Here is a 15,503-nt window from a genome sequence, read left to right on the forward strand (position 1 = left end):
GTCGGCTCAGGAACGGGCGGTCGGGCCTCCCCATCATACGGGACGCGCCGCGATTTGACCCAGGCACGCTGGTCGTCCGTCCGCCCTTCTGCTCCCCCGATCAGGCCGCCCTGGCCCTCGCGACGGCCGGCTTGCGCAGCAGGTAGGCGTCTTGCCGGGGGTTGCCCCGGGCCCCCTCGGGGATCCACTCCAGGATCTCCCAGTCCTCGGCCGGTCCGGAGGCGAGGTAGCCCGGCGGGTGGAAGGCGGCGCAGTGGTTGCTGCCCTGGCGATCGTGGCCGACGACGACGAGTTCCCCCCGGTCGAAGGCCTCGCGATCCTCGGGAGGCAGGCCGTCTCGGTAGGGCAGGCCGTGCAGCGTGATCAGCAGGAACCCTCCCGGGCGGAGCACCCGGCGAAGCTCCGCCAGCCAGTGGCGCTGGAGCGGCTCGTCCAGGTGGGTGAAGACCGACAGGGCGTAGGCCAGCCCGAACGTGCCGTCGTCGGCGTCGATCCTCCCGTCGATCGCGTTCCGGGCGAACCGGGCGAACGGCAGGTTGCGACGGCACCAGGCGATCATCGCCGGGTTGTAATCCGTTCCGACCACCTCCACCCCCGACGCCGCCAGGCCCCCCCAGTGGCGGACCACCCGGCCGACACCGCAGCCGAAGTCGAGCAGGGCGCCGACCTCCTCGATGGCCTCCCCGTGCCGGGCCATCGCGTTCCTCAGATCCTCCGCCGCCCACGTCCCGGCGGTCAGGAACCAGCTCGGGTCGTCCGAGCCGCCGACGGCGTGCAGCAACCGGGCCGGCGGCACCGGGAACCCCGCCGCCCGCTCGGCCAGCCGGACGGGGATCCCCCGGATCCGCTGCCCGGCCCGGGTCGCCCCCCTCCGGATCCGCCCCCAGGCCCGATCGGCCAGGCCCCTGCCCGTCTCCGAGGTTCCGGTGAGCATCCCTGCGCCCCTCCCTCGACGGGGCCCCGGGCCCCCCTTCCCGATCCGATCCGATCCGATCCGGCCCGATTCGATCCGGCCCGATTCCGAAGCGCGATCACCGCCCCCTCCGGGGCGCTCCGCCGTTCTCTACACCAAGCCCGCCCCCCGGTCAATCTCGGCCAGGGCGGAGCCATCCCCACCGGCGGTCCTGACGGCAAGACTTGGCGACTGAGGTGGTTCCCCGTTTGCTGGACCGCTCGGGATGTTCCACTGATCGACGGTTTTTGATCGATCCCGAGGTATCTCATGGCAGGAGCACGCACGCGTCACATTCGGCCTCGTTTTCGGCCAAGGTCGCCCTGGAGGCCGCCACGCAGGCCCGGACCCCCGACGCCGAGCTCGCCAAGGCGTACCAGGTCCATCCCGTGCCGATCAGCCAGTGGAAGAAGCAGCTCCTCGACGGGGCGGAATCCCTCTTCCCGGACGGTCGCCGTCGCAAGCGCGACGCCAGTCAGGCGGTCCAGGCCGAGCTCGATCTGGAGCTCCGACATCACCTCCGTGCCGATGCGTCTCGGCTTCCTGTTCCTGACGGCGGTGATCGACTGGTTCAGCCGGTACGTGCGGTCGTGGCGCCTGTCGAACACGCTGGAGACGCGGTTCTGCCTGGAGGCCCTGGACGAGACGCTCGAGCGGGGCCGCCCGGAGATCTTCAACACCGACCAGGGCTGCCCGTTCACGTCGCGGGAGTACACCGGCCGGCCGGAGGCGGCCGGGATCGCGGTGCGCCGGGCCGGGCGCGGCCGGGCGCTGGAGAACGTGTTCGTCGAACGCCATTGGCGGAGCGTGCAGCACGAAGACATCTAAATCAAGGACGACGAACAGGTCCCCGACCTGGAGGCGGGGCCGTTGGCCGACTTCCGGTTCTCCGACGAGGAGCGTCCCCACCAGTCGCTGGGCGATCGCACCCCGGGGGAGGTCTCCCGCTCCAGCCTCAGCCCGGTCAACTCAGGGGCGGGACCAGAACCAATCCAGGCCCCCGGACTGTGCCGTCTTTGGGGGCCACCTCACTCCAACGAGGAGCGTCTGCACAGCGCGTTGGGCTACCTGTCGCCCCGGGAATTCTCCCGGGGGCGACCCGTCACGCCGTTTCGAGGAGCGGCGGAGCAAGTTGTCCTAGGCACGGCACCGCCGCCGCGAGCGGAACCTGCAACTGCGTCAGCAGACTTTGACACTCGAAGGGGGAGGCTGTTAACTTCTGACTGAGCCGATTTGTGCCACTATGGTTGAAAAGCTACAGTGAGAGGCTACAAGGAACGTGTTCGTCGGGTCCAGAAAACGGCCTTGTTGAAGTTGCGCGAAACACGGACCTCAGGGGCGTGCGTGGCGCAGATGAGAAGGAACGGTTTATGATCGCGTCCGAAGATGCTGTCTCCCGGATCGAGGGTACGCCTCGCATCGAGTGGCTTCGCTGCCTGCCGTTCATCCTCATGCACGTGGCATGCCTTGCCGTGTTCTGGGTGGGCTGGAGCTGGACGGCGCTGATGATCGCGCTGGCAACGCTCTATCTGCGGGTGTTCGGCCTGACCGCGTTTTATCACCGATATTTCTCGCACCGGGCGTTCAAAACCTCGCGCTGGTTCCAGTGTCTCGGGGCAGTGCTGGGCGCGGCAGCCGTTCAGCGCGGACCCCTCTGGTGGGCGGCGCATCATCGTGCGCATCATCGTCATGCCGATACAGCGCACGATCCGCACTCTCCCGTTCACCACGGGTTCTTCTGGAGTCACGTGGCGTGGTTCATGACAGATAAGCACTTTGGCACCAGGCACCATCTGGTCCGCGATTGGGCCAAGTATCCCGAACTCCGCTTTCTCGACCGCCACGAATTGGTCGCTCCCTTGGGTCTGGTGATGGCCCTGTTGGGGCTGGGTGCAGCGCTCTCTGCCTGGGCACCAGGTCTAAAAACATCGGTCTGGCAGGTTCTGGTGTGGGGTTTCTTCGTCTCCACGGTCCTTCTTTATCACCTGACCTTCGCAGTCAACTCGATCGCTCATCGCTGGGGCAGCAGGCCCTTCGCTACCAAGGACGAAAGCCGGAACAGCTTCCTGCTTGCGCTGTTGACCTTTGGCGAAGGCTGGCACAACAACCATCATCGTTTTCCTGTTTCGGCCCGGCAGGGCTTTCGGTGGTGGCAGATCGATATCACCTACTACATTCTGGTCATCCTCTCCTGGCTCGGCGTCGTCTGGGACATCAAGCCGGTCCCCCGGCACCTGCTCAAGAGCCGCCTCCAACCCACGGCGAAATCCGTTTCCGTCGGTACGGGAAGTTGACCGAACGGGCATTCCTTGTGGGAGTTTTTTGTGAGAATCGGGCTCATCGGCACTGGGATCAGTGGCAATCTGGCGGCGCGACTGCTTTCCCAGGAACACGACATTGAGGTCTTCGAGGCCAGCTCGACCGTGGGCGGCCACACGCGCACCCTGGACCTCACCGCCTTTGGCCAGTCTTGGCAGGTGGACACCGGCTTCATGGTGTTCAACGACAGGACGTATCCGAACTTTTGCCGCCTGTTGCAGTTGCTGGGGCTTTCCGGGACCGACACGGATATGAGCTTCAGCGTAACCTGCGCCCGGTCCGGCCTGGAATACCAGGGCAGCTCGCTCAATGGCCTGTTTGCCCAGCGGCGCAACCTGATCCAGCCGCGGTTTTGGGCAATGGTGAGGGACATCCTGCGGTTCAACCGTGACGCGGAGGAGTTGCTGGCAAGCGATCTGGTTGAGAAAACGCTCCGCGCTCTGTTAACCGAAACGGGCTACGGTGTCTGGTTTGCCGAGAAGTATCTGGTGCCCATGACAGCGGCCATTTGGTCCTGTCCGCCCGCCAGTGTGTGGGACTTCCCTGCACACTTTCTGCTGGCGTTTCTCCGGAATCACGGCCTGTTGCAGATCAACAACCGGCCGCAATGGAAGACAGTCGCGGGCAGCGCTCGCAGCTACGTGGAACGGCTCATCGCACCCTTGCGCGACCGCATCCGAACGGACTGCCCAGTGCTGACTGTCCAGCGGCACGAGAACCATGTCGTCGTTCACCCGCGCAACGCCGCCCCGGAAGTATTCAATTGCGTGGTCCTAGCGTGTCACGCGGATCAGGCCCTCGCCCTGTTGCAAGACGCCGATGAGGAAGAGCGGGAGATTCTGGAAGCGTTCCCGTACCACTCCAACACGGCAGTTCTTCACACGGACATTTCAATCCTGCCACGACGCCGCCGGGCTTGGGCGAGCTGGAACTACCACATTCCAGCCGACCAAGGAAAGCCAGTCGCGGTCACTTATAATCTGTCACGTCTGCAGAAACTCGACACCCCGACGCCCTTGCTGCTGACGCTCAACGCCGAAGAACGTATCGACCCCGCGAAGGTGTTGAACCGGCATTTGTTCCATCACCCGGGGTACACATCCAGGTCCCTGCAGGCCCAGGAACGTCTTCAGCGCCGCAACGGTCAACGCCGCACCTACTATTGCGGCGCGTATCGTGGCTACGGGTTTCATGAGGACGGCGTGAAGAGCGCCTTGGACGTGACGAGGCACTTCGGACTGGGACTGGACCAATGGAAAGCTGCCTCTACGAGGGCGTCGTTTACCACGAGCGCCTGCAGCCAGTGAAGCATCGCTTTCACTACCGGCTGTACATGAACTTCATCGATCTAGACGAAGTGCCCACGTTGTTGCGCGTGGGCTTGTTGTCAGAGCATCGATTTTCCCAGAACGCATTTCTGCGCTGCGACCACTTCGGCGATCCGAAGCAGCCGCTGGCCGAGAGCGTGCGAGATCTGGTACGGCGGGAAACCGGTCTCGTGGCCAGCGGACCGATTCGCCTGCTGACCCAGCTCCGCAGCTTCTTCTACTACTTCAGTCCGCTCAACCTGTTCTTCTGCTTTGCCGAGGGAACGAGCGATGTCCAAGCCGTGGTCGCGGAGGTGCAAAACACCCCCTGGCTCGAACGCCATTGTTACGTGCTCTGGCCCGGCAACCGGGTTGGCACGGAGCCGAGAGCAGAGTACCGCCATCCCAAATCTTTTCATGTGTCTCCGTTCATAAGCATGAATGTTGATTATCACTGGCGGCTGTCTGCTCCCGCCGAGCGGTTGCAGATCGAGATCGACAACACACAGGAAAGCGAGCCGTTCTTCCGCGCCGCGATGGCCCTGCGTCGCGTGCCGTGGTCGCGTCGCACGCAATCGGCCATGCACTGGCGCTATCCCTTCATGACGGCTCGGATCACGGCAGCCATCTACTTACAGGCATTGAGCCTATGGAGAAAGAAGTGTCCGTTCTATCAGCACCCCAGGCACCGCGCCGAAGCGATGTCCCCGCAAATGACCAGCGCCCCGCACGTCCCGGAGCGTTCCCCCGTCTCTGGCGCAGCCGAGTAACGGGTTGCCTGCAGGGACTTGCCACTGGCAGGCTTTGCTTGCAGGACGCAGCATCCTCGTGGGTTTTCGGTCCAACCGATGGCGGCGGACCGACGGCCGAGATTCGCGTGGAGGACGACCGGTTCTATCGGACGTTGTGCCTGGAAGGTACCCTGGGAGCGGCGGACGCTTACCTCAAAGGGTGGTGGAACAGCCAGGACCTCGTCGGGCTGTTTCGTCTGCTGACCCGGAACCGCGACGTTCTGGGCGCCGTCGATGGTGTTCTCGCTCAGCTCGCGCGTGGGCTCAATGCCTGGGGCCATTTCCTGCGGCGCAATACGGTGCGGGGGAGCCGGCGCAATATCGCTGCTCATTACGACCTCGGCGAGGACTTCTACGCGTTGTTCCTCGATGAAACAATGACCTATTCCGCCGGGGTGTTCCTGCGTCCAGACTCCACACTGGCCGATTCCTCCCGGGAAAAGTATGACCGGATTTGTCGCAAACTCGAGTTGACCCCCTATCACCACATCCTGGAAATCGGTACCGGGTGGGGCGGGTTTGCTCTCCACGCCGCCCAACACTATGGCTGCCGGGTTACGACCACGACGATTTCACGCCGCCAGTACCAGCATGCACGTGATCGGGTGCGCCAAGCCCGACTCGAGCCACGCATCACCGTTCTGAGCGATGACTACCGCAACCTCACGGGCGTCTACGACCACCTCGTGTGTGTCGAAATGGTCGAGGCTGTTGGCCACCAGTACCTCGACCGCTTTTTCGGACAGTGCTCCCGTCTGCTGCGACCCGACGGTTTGATGTTGTTGCAGGCGATCACTCTCCCAGACCATCGTTTCGCCCAGTACGTTCGCTCTGTGGACTTTATCCAGAAGTACATCTTCCCAGGCGGTTGCCTGCCATCCATCGGCGCCATCGCCGCGGCGGTCGGCCAGACGACGGACTTTCGGTTCCTGCATCTGGAAGACTTCGGTTACCACTATGCTCAAACGCTGGCCCACTGGCGGCAGCGCTTCTGGCAGAACATCGACAAGGTTCGCTCCCTGGGCTTTGACGAGCGGTTCATCCGCATGTGGCACTACTACCTGTGCTACTGCGAAGCCGGCTTCCTGGAAAACCAGATCGGCGTTGCCCAGATCCTGCTCGCCAAGCCCTATTGCAAGCGCCGTCCACTGCTCTGGATCGATGATCCGACTGGCACCGCTGGACGAAAGGCAAGCACATGAGAGCAATCCTGCTAACGTTGTTCGCTTCCGTCCTGCTGCTGATGCTCGCTGTGACCGCATGGGCGTCGTGGGACCGCGCCGTCTGGCAGGCCGGTTACCTGTTCGCGGAGCCCTGGTTTGTCGCCACCTTGGTTGACGCCTATTGCGGTTTTCTCACCTTCTACGTGTGGGTTGCTTACAAAGAACGCAGCATTACAGCACGTGTGGGTTGGTTTCTGGCCATCATGGGACTGGGCAACATTGCCATGGCGGTGTACATGCTGTTGCAACTGGTCCGACTTCGGCGCGATCACTCTTGGGAGCACTTGCTCCTGCGACCCGCACAACAACCTGACCACCCCGAATCCGGGAACTCGCGATGAACGTGATTGGCTTGGCAGAAAAAGGCTACCTGCCCGATTGGCTTATCCGTGTTGGCATTCGTCGCTTGCTGGCGGGCCGCTTGCAGCAGGAGCGGCGTCGCAACGCCTCTGCCCAACACATGGAAGAATTTTTGCAACTCTTGAAGCGGAGTCCGGTGGCATTAGCCACCGAACAGGCCAATGCGCAGCATTATGAACGACCTGCCGCATTTTTCGAGACTGTTCTCGGACCTCGCTTGAAGTACAGTTGCTGCTATTACGCCGACAAGAGCACGACCCTTCAGGAGGCGGAAGAGGCGATGCTACGGCTGACTTGCGAGCGGGCCGACCTGGAAGACGGCATGGATGTCCTCGACCTGGGATGCGGCTGGGGATCGCTCTCGCTTTGGGTCGCCGAACATTTCCCACACTGCCGCGTGACCGCCCTGTCCAATTCGACTGGTCAGCGCCGGTTCATCGAATCCCGCGCTGCCGCCCTGGGCCTGCAAAACCTTCGCGTCATTACCGCCAACATAGCCGACGATCTCGGAGCCGAGACCTACGATCGGATTATTTCGGTAGAGATGTTCGAACACATGCGGAATTACGAAACCCTGCTCCATCGTATCGCCAGCTGGCTCCGTCCAGAAGGTAAACTCTTTGTGCATATGTTTTGCCATTGCAAAATGGCATATTTGTTTAACACGACCGGCAAAAATGACTGGATGGCCCGTCATTTCTTCACGGACGGGCTCATGCCCTCCTTCGACCTCCTAGACCATTTCGACCGTGACCTGGTCGTCCGTCGTCGCTGGCAGGTAAACGGACAGCACTACGCCCGAACGTGTGAAGACTGGTTGAAAAACTTGGACATTAATCGTGATCGTCTACTTGTTTTGTTCGCGCAAACAACCGATTGTGACACGACTCCCGTCATGCTCCAACGCTGGCGCATCTTCTTCATGGCCTGCGCGGAACTCTTTGGCACTAACGGCGGGTCCGAATGGTTTGTGGGCCACTACCTTCTCCAGCCCCGTCCCGCGGCAACGGCTCTGGATGCAGACCTTGCCACGACAAGAACTGAAGCCATTGCGTTCGCGCAGGATGGCGCCATTCAATAAGGAGTGAGGATATGAGTTTGTTAGAGCTGGTCGGCGTCAACTTTGCCGTGACGACCGCCCTGATGTTCCTCCTCTGGCTGGTGAGCATCACGCTGCGCGATGCGAGCATCGTCGATGTTTTTTGGGGATTGGGCTTCGTCGTCATTGCCTGGCTCTCCTTCTTCCTCACGGGGGAGAGCACCTCGCGCAAGATGCTTCTCGTCTTACTTGTTTCGATCTGGGGATTGCGGCTGTCGGTTTATCTCGCTCGCCGCAAGTTCGGCACTCCGGAGGACTCCCGTTACCAGGCGATGAGGGCCTCAATCGGGCCGCAATTCTGGGTGGTTAGCCTCTTCCTGGTTTTCGGGCTGCAAGCGATCATCATGAACTTCGTAGCCCTGCCGGTGATGGCGGGACAGCTCGACACGTCACCCATCGGCTTCTGGAACCTGCTTGGCGTTGCTCTCTGGACGGTAGGATTTCTTTTCGAAGCCGTGGGCGACTACCAGCTCGCCCGCTTTAAGGCCGATCCCAACAATCGCCGCAAGGTGCTCGATCGGGGCCTCTGGCGGTATACGCGCCATCCGAACTACTTTGGCGACTTTCTGGTCTGGTGGGGGATCTTCTTTGCGGCTCAGGGCCAGGGATCCTGGTGGACAGCTATCGGGCCGCTGCTTATGTCGATCCTGCTCATTCGTGTTTCAGGAGTGACCTTACTCGAACGCTCCTTGAAACATAACAAAGAAGGCTACGCGGATTACATCGCCCGGACGAGCGCCTTCTTTCCATGGCCACCCAAGCTAAGAGCGGCTGCTCACGAGAAAGACATTCGCCGTTGAGCAACCGGCGAAATGTGAAGTGGTCCCCGTTTGCTGGACCGCTCGGGATGTTCCACTGATCGACGGTTTTTGATCGATCCCGAGGTGTCTCATGGCAGGAGCACGCAAGCGTCATTCGGCCTCGTTCTCGGCCAAGGTCGCCCTGGAGGCCGCCACGCAGGCCCGGACCCGCGACGCCAAGACGCAAGTCGTTCCTGGAGAAGAACGTGCGCTGCGCCGCGTTCACTTCGGAGCGGAGGGTGTCCGCGTCCAACGGTTATACTATAACGAGGTGGGGATCGCCGTGCCGGATCGCCCCGGGCCGGTCGGCGTCTTGACCCTCGACCGCTCCAATCCCGACCGAGAGAACGCATGGGCTATCGCTGCCTCGCCGATTGCGTCGCCGACCTGAAGAAGACCGGACAGCTCATCGAGATCGACGAGGAGCTCGATCCCCGGCTTGAACTGGCCGCCGTGCAGCGCCGGGTGTTCGAGGCGCAGGGGCCGGCCCTGCTGTTCAAACGGGTCAAGGGCTGCCGGTTCCCGGCCCTGGGGAACCTGTTCGGCACGATCGAGCGGACCCGGTGGCTGTTCCGCGACACGCTGGAGGCGGTCCGCCACCTCGTCGAGCTGAAGGTCAGCCCGCCGGCCGGATTGAAGCGGCCGTGGCGCTATCGCGACGTGCCGGCGACCGGCCTGCACCTGCTGCCGAGGAGGGTGCGGTCGGGGCCGATTCTCGAACACCGGACGACGATCTCCGCCCTGCCCCAGATCGTGAGCTGGCCGAAGGACGGCGGCGCGTTCGTGACGTTGCCGCAGGTCTACACGGAGGACCCCGACAACCCCGGCCTGGCGAAGTCGAACCTCGGGATGTACCGGGTGCAGCTCTCCGGGAACCAGTACGAGCCCGATCGGGAGGTCGGGCTGCACTATCAGATCCACCGGGGGATCGGCGTGCACCACGCCGCGGCGATCCGGCGCGGGGAGCCGCTGCGAGTGAACATCTTCGTCGGCGGGCCGCCAGCGATGACCGTGGCCGCCGTCATGCCCCTGCCCGAGGGGCTGCCCGAGCTGAGCTTCGCCGGCGCCCTCGGCGGCCGGGCCGTGCGAATGGTCCTGCCCGACGACTGGCCCCTGCCCCTTCCCGCCGAGGCCGACTTCGTCCTCTGCGGCACGGTCGACCCCGACCGCCCGACCAAGCCCGAGGGACCGTTCGGCGACCACCTCGGCTATTACTCCCTCGTCCACGACTTCCCGTTCCTGCGGGTCGATCGCGTCTACCACCGCCCCGGCGCCATCTGGCCGTTCACCTCCGTGGGCCGCCCCCCCCAGGAGGACACCTCGTTCGGGGAACTGATCCACGAGCTGACCGGCCCGCTCATCCCCACCGTCCTGCCCGGCGTGAAGGCGGTGCACGCGGTCGACGCGGCCGGGGTCCACCCGCTGCTGCTGGCGATCGGCAGCGAGCGTTACGTCCCTTACGCCGCGGTACGCCGGCCGCAGGAGCTTCTTACGCAGGCGAACGCGATCCTCGGCCAGGGGCAGATGTCGCTGGCGAAGTACCTGCTGATCGCGGCCGCCGAGGATGATCCCGGCCTGGACGTCCACGACATCCCCGCCTTCTTCCGCCACCTCCTGGAGCGGGCCGACTGGGAGAACGACCTCCACTTCCAGACCCGCACGACGATCGACACGCTCGACTACTCCGGCCTCGGGCTCAACCAGGGCTCGAAGGTCGTCATCGCCTGCGCCGGCCCCAGGAGACGGGAGCTGCCGACGGACCTCCCCCCGGACCTGAACCTCCCCGACGGGTTCTCCGAACCCCGAGTCGCCCTGCCGGGGGTGCTCGTCCTGCGCGGGCCGGCCTTCTCCCCCGACTCCAAGGGGGAGGATCAGTCGCTCGCCGGCTTTCGCTGGTCGTTCCAGCGGGGAGACCCGATCAACGCCTTCCCCCTGGTCGTGATCGTCGACGACAGCGACTTCGCGGCCCGGTCGCTGAGGAACTTCCTCTGGGTGACGTTCACCCGATCCGACCCGGCGGCGGACATCGCCGGCATCGGCGCCTTCACCCACCAGAAGCACTGGGGATGCCGCGGGGCCCTGCTGATCGACGCCCGGATCAAGCCCCACCACGCCCCCCCGCTGGAGGACGACCCGGCGGCCGAGCGAGCGGTCGACGCCCTCGCCGCCCCCGGCAAGCCGCTGCACGGGGTGATCTGACCCCGGCTCCCCCCTCGACGTTCCTCGGGGCCTCCCTCCCGACGACCCGGGCCGGGGCGTCGCGTCGGCCGATCGGCCGGCCGATCAGCGGAGCAGGCGCTGCTTGAGGTCGCGGACCAGCTCCTCCAGGGCCGAGCGGCCGTCGGTCTTGGCGTCGAAGGTCAGGCCGCCGACGCGGACCAGGGGGCGATCGGCGGTGCCAGTGACTTGCAGGTCGAGCAGGTCCTCGGGGGCCAGCCCCGTCTCGGCCAGCAAGGCGATCGCCTCGGGGCCGATTCGGCCGGCGAGCGGGGAGGCATCGAGCCGGTAGTGGATTCGGCCGTCGAAGGCCGAGGCGCCGACCAGCACGATCGGCGTCCCCCCCAGGTCAAGCTGGAGGCGGCGGCTGACCACGCGGCGGTCGGCGACCAGGAACTCGCTGCGGAGCGAGCCCACCTTGCCGTACCGCGCCGCCGGCACCACCCGGGCCAGGTCGATCAGCAGGGACGAGCCGTCTAGCCGGATCGGGTCGATCTTCAACGTCCCCCGGCCGCTGAGCGAGTCGCGCAGGGCCGGCCCGGAGGCCCCTTGCCCCTTCAGCTCCAGGTCCAGGTCGAGCCGACCCTCCAGCCGCTCCGAGGCGCCGGCGAGGTACGGCACGAGGTAGGTCAGCAGGCCGACCCCGCTCCCCAGGTGCACCCCCCGGGCCTCGACCTGCCCGGCGAAGGCCGGCGTCGGGCCCCGCTCCACCTCGACCGCCAGGGCGAACGTCCCACCGTTGAGCGTCCCGCGCAGCTCGTCGACCGCGACGACCGACGGCCACCACGTCCCCGAGCCGTCCAGGTTCTCCACGGCGATCGTCGTGGCGACCTCCGGGTCGACGTAGACCACCCGCCCCCGAGCCAGCCGGAAGGCGATCGGCCCGCTCGGGTCGTCGTCCTCGTCGAAGCCGCCAAGGCTGCCCGGGCGCGCCGGGTCGGCGTGCCGGAGCAAAAACGACGGCGCGAACCGCCCGTCCTCGCCCCGGACCAGCCGGAGCGTCAGGTCCCGGACCTCCACCCGCCTCGGCTCCGCCCGGCCGACCAGCAGCTCGGCCAGGCTCAGGTCGACGTCGATGGCCCCGGCCTCGACCCAGGGCGGCGTTCCGGCGTCGGCCCCGGGCTCCCGGACGCGCAGTCCCTCCAGCCGGATGCCTCCGAGCGGCCCCAGCCGGACCCCCTCCAGCACCGTTGGGCAGCCGGTCAGCTCCCCGACCCTCCGCTCGATGGCCCGTCGCGCCCAGCCCGTCGGGCAGCAGAGCAGCACCAGGCCCCAGAACAGCGGCGGGACGAGCAGCGCCAGGGCAATCAGCCGGCGTCGGCCGAGGCTCGGGCGTCTCGGACCTCGCATGGCGAGCCTCCGTTGGGCCCGTAAGCGGTGCGGGTCCGCCCCGCCGGGCCACGAGAGCGGCGGGGTCGGGCGGCCCGGATCGTCGCGGGGACCATACCCCAACCGCCCCCTCCCGGCAAGCGGAACTTCGGGCCCCGGCCCAACCCGATCAAAGGCGGCGGAGGGGAGAAGAGGGGAGAAGAGGGGAGAAGAGGGGAGAAGAGGGAAGAGAAAAAAAAGAGAAGAGAGAAGACAAGATCAAAAAGAAGATTTTCCATAGTGAAAACAATAGAGAAGATTTGAGAAGAGAGAAAAAATAAGAAGAGAGAAAAGATTAGGACAACGGAGAGGGAAGCGGAGGAGAACGCCCCGACCACCACTGGGCCGGAGGCACCGGTTCATTGGCTCATGAACGCTCATCGTGAGGGAGGCGCGGCCCTCCGAGGGGGTTGAGCGGTGGTGGCTTCAACCGTCGGGTCGGGCACGAGATCGCCGTCGTGGTCGGCCGGGGCCGCGATCGATTCCTTGAGGCCGAAGGTCAGCGGGTACCCTGGCCGGTCGCCGAGGGGAGGAGGAAAGACTCTCGGGGCGGACCTCCCGCCGGTCGATTGCATCCGGTCCGTCTCCCCGATAGGTTCGGCGGCAGTGGAATGCCTTGATCCGAATCCGGCCCCCGGGAGGATCGAACCGATGAACGTCGCAACGCGGGCCCTGACCGCCCTCGTCCTGCTCTTTCCGGCCGCCGCCACCGGCAGCGACCTGCCGACGGTCCCCAACGTCCCCCGCCAGCCGCTGGCGGCCCAGGCCCGCCGCGTCGTCGAGGCCCTGGAGATGATCGGCCGTCCCCTGCCCGAGGCCGACCTCAAGCGCCTTGAAGACGCCTACGTCCTCGACGACGAGTTCCAGGCCTCGCTCGCCATCCAGGAAATCTTCGATCCGTACTGCCTCGTCGGCGTCTCCATCAACCCCGAGAGCCGGGTGAAGGCCCAGCAGGGCCCGGCCGCTCCCTCGCTGATGCAGCAGGGCTGGCGAGCTTTTCTGGTGAAGGTGCACAACGAGGCCGGCGTGACCGCCCCGCTCCGCGTCTCCAGCCCGAACGCGGCGCCGATCTATTCGCGATCCACCGGCTCGCCCGACCCTCCCCAGACGATCGTCCCCGAGACGATTCCCGACCGCTGGGTCGAGCTCTCGATGTTCGACGACCGGCCGCTCAACCCCACCCTCTCCGGCCTGCCGCTGGAGTACCGGATCCTCCAGATCCACTCCCGGGACGCCGGCCCCCGAGAGGCGAAGCTCACCTTCGACGTCGGCCAGGGCACCCAGGACCTCGGCTTCCGCTCCGACGTCGACATCCTCTTCCGCTGCGAGCCCGGCGTGGTCGTCTCCTTCGACGTCCGAGACGAGGACGGCTCCCCCGTCATGGGCTCGTTCCTCATCCGAGACCACCTCGGCCGCGTCTACCCTTCCCCGGGCCGCCGGCTGGCCCCCGACTTTTTCTTCCACCCGCAGATCTACCGCCGTACCGGCGAGTCGGTCATCCTCCCGCCGGGGACCTTCACCGTCGAGTCCACCCGGGGGCCTGAATATCGGATCAAGTCGAAGACGATCATCGTCGAGGAAGGGGCCGGCACCCAGACCGAAACCTTCGAGCTGGAGCGCTGGGCCGACCTCGCCGCGATGGGCTGGTACTCCGGCGACCACCACGTCCACGCCGCCGGCTGCGCCCACTACGAGAGCCCCAGCGAGGGCGTGCAGCCCGAGCACATGATGCGGCACATCCTCGGTGAGGACCTCGTCGTCGGCTGCGTCCTCTCCTGGGGCCCCTGCTGGTATTACCAGAAGCAGTTCTTCGACGGCCGGGTCCACCCGCTGTCGACCCCCGACTACCTGATGCGCTACGACGTCGAGGTCTCGGGCTTCCCCTCCTCCCACGCCGGCCACCTCTGCCTGCTCCGCCTCACCGAGGACGACTATCCCGGCACCACCCTGATCGAAGAGTGGCCGAGCTGGGACCTCCCCGTGTTGCAGTGGGGCAAGTCTCAGGGGGCCGTCGTCGGCTTCTCCCACTCCGGCTGGGGCCTCCAGACCCAGTCGAAGGAGCTGCCCAATTTCGAGATGCCCCCCTTCGACGGCATCGGCGCCAACGAGTACATCGTCGACGTCGTGCACGACGCCGTCGACTTCATCTCCAGCGTCGACACCCCGGCGCCTTATGAATTGAACATCTGGTATCACACTCTTAACTGCGGCTACCGCTGCCGGATCAGCGGAGAGACCGACTTCCCCTGCATCTATGGCGAGCGTGTCGGTCTCGGGCGTTCTTATGTGAAGGTCGATGGCGATCTCGATTACGACCGCTGGGTCCAGGGGATCAAGGACGGCCGCTCTTACGTCGGCGACGGCCGCAGCCACCTCGTCGACTTCCAGGTCGCCGACGTCGCCGTTGGCGAGAACGGCAGTGAGCTGGCCCTCGACCGGCCGGGCCAGGTCCGTGTCTCGGTCCGCGCCGCCGCCCTGCTCGAACCCGAGCCGAACGAGCGCACCGAGGCCATCCGCAATCGCCCGCTCGACCAGAAGCCCTACTGGGATATCGAGCGTGCCCGGGTCGGGAACTCCCGCAAGGTCCCCGTCGAGGTCGTCGTCAACGGCCTTCCCGTCGCCCGCCAGGAGATCGAGGCCGACGGCCAGTTCAACGACCTCTCCTTCGAGGTCCCGATCGAGCGTTCCAGCTGGGTCGCCCTGCGCATCTATCCCAGCTCCCATACCAATCCGATCTTCGTGACGGTCGCCGGCGCTCCCATCCGAGCCTCCCGGCGCTCCGCCGAGTGGTGCCTCAAGGCCGTCGATCAGTGCTGGTCCCAGAAGGTCCGCAACATCCGCCCCGAGGAACGCGACGCCGCCGAGGCCGCCTACGACGTCGCCCGAGAGGCCTACCAGAAGATCCTCGCCGAGAGCGACGTCGAGTGATCCCGGCTCTCGAGGAGGGCTGAGCGGAAGGCCGGGGTGGCCGGGAGCGAGCGCGGCGATCCCTCAAGGATCGAAGGCCCCCGCCCGGGGTCGACACGACCCCGGCCACCCCCAACCGCCAAGGTTCATCTCCCCAGGC

14 protein-coding genes are annotated in these 15,503 nt (G+C 65.5%); 11 read left to right on the forward strand and 3 right to left on the reverse strand.

Annotated elements, in window-relative coordinates:
* Positions 1 to 100: 100 nt before the first annotated feature.
* Together TsocGM_RS19940 and TsocGM_RS26195 are read right to left on the reverse strand one after the other, a co-directional pair.
* The gene (locus TsocGM_RS19940; RefSeq protein ID WP_126727227.1) at positions 101 to 934 is read right to left on the reverse strand and encodes a class I SAM-dependent methyltransferase; all 834 of its coding nucleotides are present in this window, start codon (positions 932 to 934) and stop codon (positions 101 to 103) included.
* A gap of 308 nt (positions 935 to 1,242) precedes the next feature.
* Positions 1,243 to 1,467, reverse strand: a complete 225-nt coding sequence (locus TsocGM_RS26195; protein WP_158633650.1) for a hypothetical protein — start codon at positions 1,465 to 1,467, stop codon at positions 1,243 to 1,245.
* Positions 1,468 to 1,480: 13 nt separating this feature from the next.
* On the opposite strand from TsocGM_RS26195, the gene TsocGM_RS26200 reads away from it, so the two are divergent.
* The 10 genes from TsocGM_RS26200 to TsocGM_RS19990 all read left to right on the forward strand — a co-directional run bounded on the left by TsocGM_RS26200 (position 1,481) and on the right by TsocGM_RS19990 (position 11,050).
* Positions 1,481 to 1,780 carry a DDE-type integrase/transposase/recombinase gene (locus TsocGM_RS26200; protein ID WP_233579057.1) on the forward strand — a complete coding sequence of 100 codons (300 nt, stop codon included), beginning with the start codon at positions 1,481 to 1,483 and terminating at the stop codon, positions 1,778 to 1,780.
* Positions 1,781 to 2,322: 542 nt separating this feature from the next.
* Positions 2,323 to 3,246 (forward strand): acyl-CoA desaturase, encoded by a 924-nt coding sequence (locus TsocGM_RS19950; protein WP_126727229.1) that lies wholly within the window; start codon positions 2,323 to 2,325, stop codon positions 3,244 to 3,246.
* Between the two features lie 30 nt (positions 3,247 to 3,276).
* A complete protein-coding gene (locus TsocGM_RS19955) occupies positions 3,277 to 4,578 on the forward strand; it encodes an NAD(P)/FAD-dependent oxidoreductase (protein ID WP_126727230.1) in 1,302 nt (433 codons plus the stop codon).
* Positions 4,524 to 5,348, forward strand: coding sequence for a DUF1365 domain-containing protein (locus TsocGM_RS19960; protein ID WP_126727231.1), 825 nt, complete (start codon positions 4,524 to 4,526; stop codon positions 5,346 to 5,348). The genes TsocGM_RS19955 and TsocGM_RS19960 overlap by 55 nt, the downstream gene beginning before the upstream one ends.
* Before the next feature lie 107 nt (positions 5,349 to 5,455).
* A complete protein-coding gene (locus TsocGM_RS19965; protein WP_158633652.1) occupies positions 5,456 to 6,571 on the forward strand; it encodes an SAM-dependent methyltransferase in 1,116 nt (371 codons plus the stop codon).
* The gene (locus TsocGM_RS19970) at positions 6,568 to 6,933 is read left to right on the forward strand and encodes a DUF1475 family protein (protein ID WP_126727233.1); all 366 of its coding nucleotides are present in this window, start codon (positions 6,568 to 6,570) and stop codon (positions 6,931 to 6,933) included. The genes TsocGM_RS19965 and TsocGM_RS19970 overlap by 4 nt, the downstream gene beginning before the upstream one ends.
* Positions 6,930 to 8,033, forward strand: coding sequence for an SAM-dependent methyltransferase (locus TsocGM_RS19975; protein WP_126727234.1), 1,104 nt, complete (start codon positions 6,930 to 6,932; stop codon positions 8,031 to 8,033). Before TsocGM_RS19970 ends, TsocGM_RS19975 begins: the two co-directional genes overlap by 4 nt.
* 11 nt (positions 8,034 to 8,044) lie before the next feature.
* Entirely contained in the window at positions 8,045 to 8,851 is an 807-nt protein-coding gene (locus TsocGM_RS19980) for a DUF1295 domain-containing protein (protein WP_126727235.1), read from the forward strand.
* 91 nt (positions 8,852 to 8,942) lie between these two features.
* Complete coding sequence (locus TsocGM_RS19985; protein WP_126727236.1) at positions 8,943 to 9,242, forward strand: hypothetical protein; 300 nt, start codon at positions 8,943 to 8,945, stop codon at positions 9,240 to 9,242.
* Entirely contained in the window at positions 9,203 to 11,050 is a 1,848-nt protein-coding gene (locus tag TsocGM_RS19990) for a UbiD family decarboxylase (RefSeq protein ID WP_126727237.1), read from the forward strand. The genes TsocGM_RS19985 and TsocGM_RS19990 overlap by 40 nt, the downstream gene beginning before the upstream one ends.
* Positions 11,051 to 11,134: 84 nt before the next feature.
* Here TsocGM_RS19990 and TsocGM_RS19995 read toward each other — a convergent pair whose 3' ends face one another.
* Positions 11,135 to 12,418, reverse strand: a complete 1,284-nt coding sequence (locus TsocGM_RS19995; protein ID WP_126727238.1) for an AsmA family protein — start codon at positions 12,416 to 12,418, stop codon at positions 11,135 to 11,137.
* Between the two features lie 669 nt (positions 12,419 to 13,087).
* On the opposite strand from TsocGM_RS19995, the gene TsocGM_RS20000 reads away from it, so the two are divergent.
* Positions 13,088 to 15,364, forward strand: coding sequence for a CehA/McbA family metallohydrolase (locus TsocGM_RS20000; RefSeq protein ID WP_199756845.1), 2,277 nt, complete (start codon positions 13,088 to 13,090; stop codon positions 15,362 to 15,364).
* Positions 15,365 to 15,503 lie beyond the last annotated feature (139 nt).

The sequence above is a fragment of the Tautonia sociabilis genome, assembly GCF_003977685.1.
Classification (GTDB): domain Bacteria; phylum Planctomycetota; class Planctomycetia; order Isosphaerales; family Isosphaeraceae; genus Tautonia; species Tautonia sociabilis.

Coding starts and splice junctions, on each gene's coding strand:
- TsocGM_RS26200 (WP_233579057.1), top strand. CDS start 1,481: ATGCGTCTCGGCTTCCTGTTCCTGACGGCGGTGATCGACTGGTTCAGC.
- TsocGM_RS19970 (WP_126727233.1), top strand. CDS start 6,568: ATGAGAGCAATCCTGCTAACGTTGTTCGCTTCCGTCCTGCTGCTGATG.
- TsocGM_RS20000 (WP_199756845.1), top strand. CDS start 13,088: ATGAACGTCGCAACGCGGGCCCTGACCGCCCTCGTCCTGCTCTTTCCG.
- TsocGM_RS19975 (WP_126727234.1), top strand. CDS start 6,930: ATGAACGTGATTGGCTTGGCAGAAAAAGGCTACCTGCCCGATTGGCTT.
- TsocGM_RS19985 (WP_126727236.1), top strand. CDS start 8,943: ATGGCAGGAGCACGCAAGCGTCATTCGGCCTCGTTCTCGGCCAAGGTC.
- TsocGM_RS19995 (WP_126727238.1), bottom strand. CDS start 12,418: ATGCGAGGTCCGAGACGCCCGAGCCTCGGCCGACGCCGGCTGATTGCC.
- TsocGM_RS26195 (WP_158633650.1), bottom strand. CDS start 1,467: ATGTCGGAGCTCCAGATCGAGCTCGGCCTGGACCGCCTGACTGGCGTC.
- TsocGM_RS19940 (WP_126727227.1), bottom strand. CDS start 934: ATGCTCACCGGAACCTCGGAGACGGGCAGGGGCCTGGCCGATCGGGCC.
- TsocGM_RS19990 (WP_126727237.1), top strand. CDS start 9,203: ATGGGCTATCGCTGCCTCGCCGATTGCGTCGCCGACCTGAAGAAGACC.
- TsocGM_RS19960 (WP_126727231.1), top strand. CDS start 4,524: ATGGAAAGCTGCCTCTACGAGGGCGTCGTTTACCACGAGCGCCTGCAG.
- TsocGM_RS19980 (WP_126727235.1), top strand. CDS start 8,045: ATGAGTTTGTTAGAGCTGGTCGGCGTCAACTTTGCCGTGACGACCGCC.
- TsocGM_RS19950 (WP_126727229.1), top strand. CDS start 2,323: ATGATCGCGTCCGAAGATGCTGTCTCCCGGATCGAGGGTACGCCTCGC.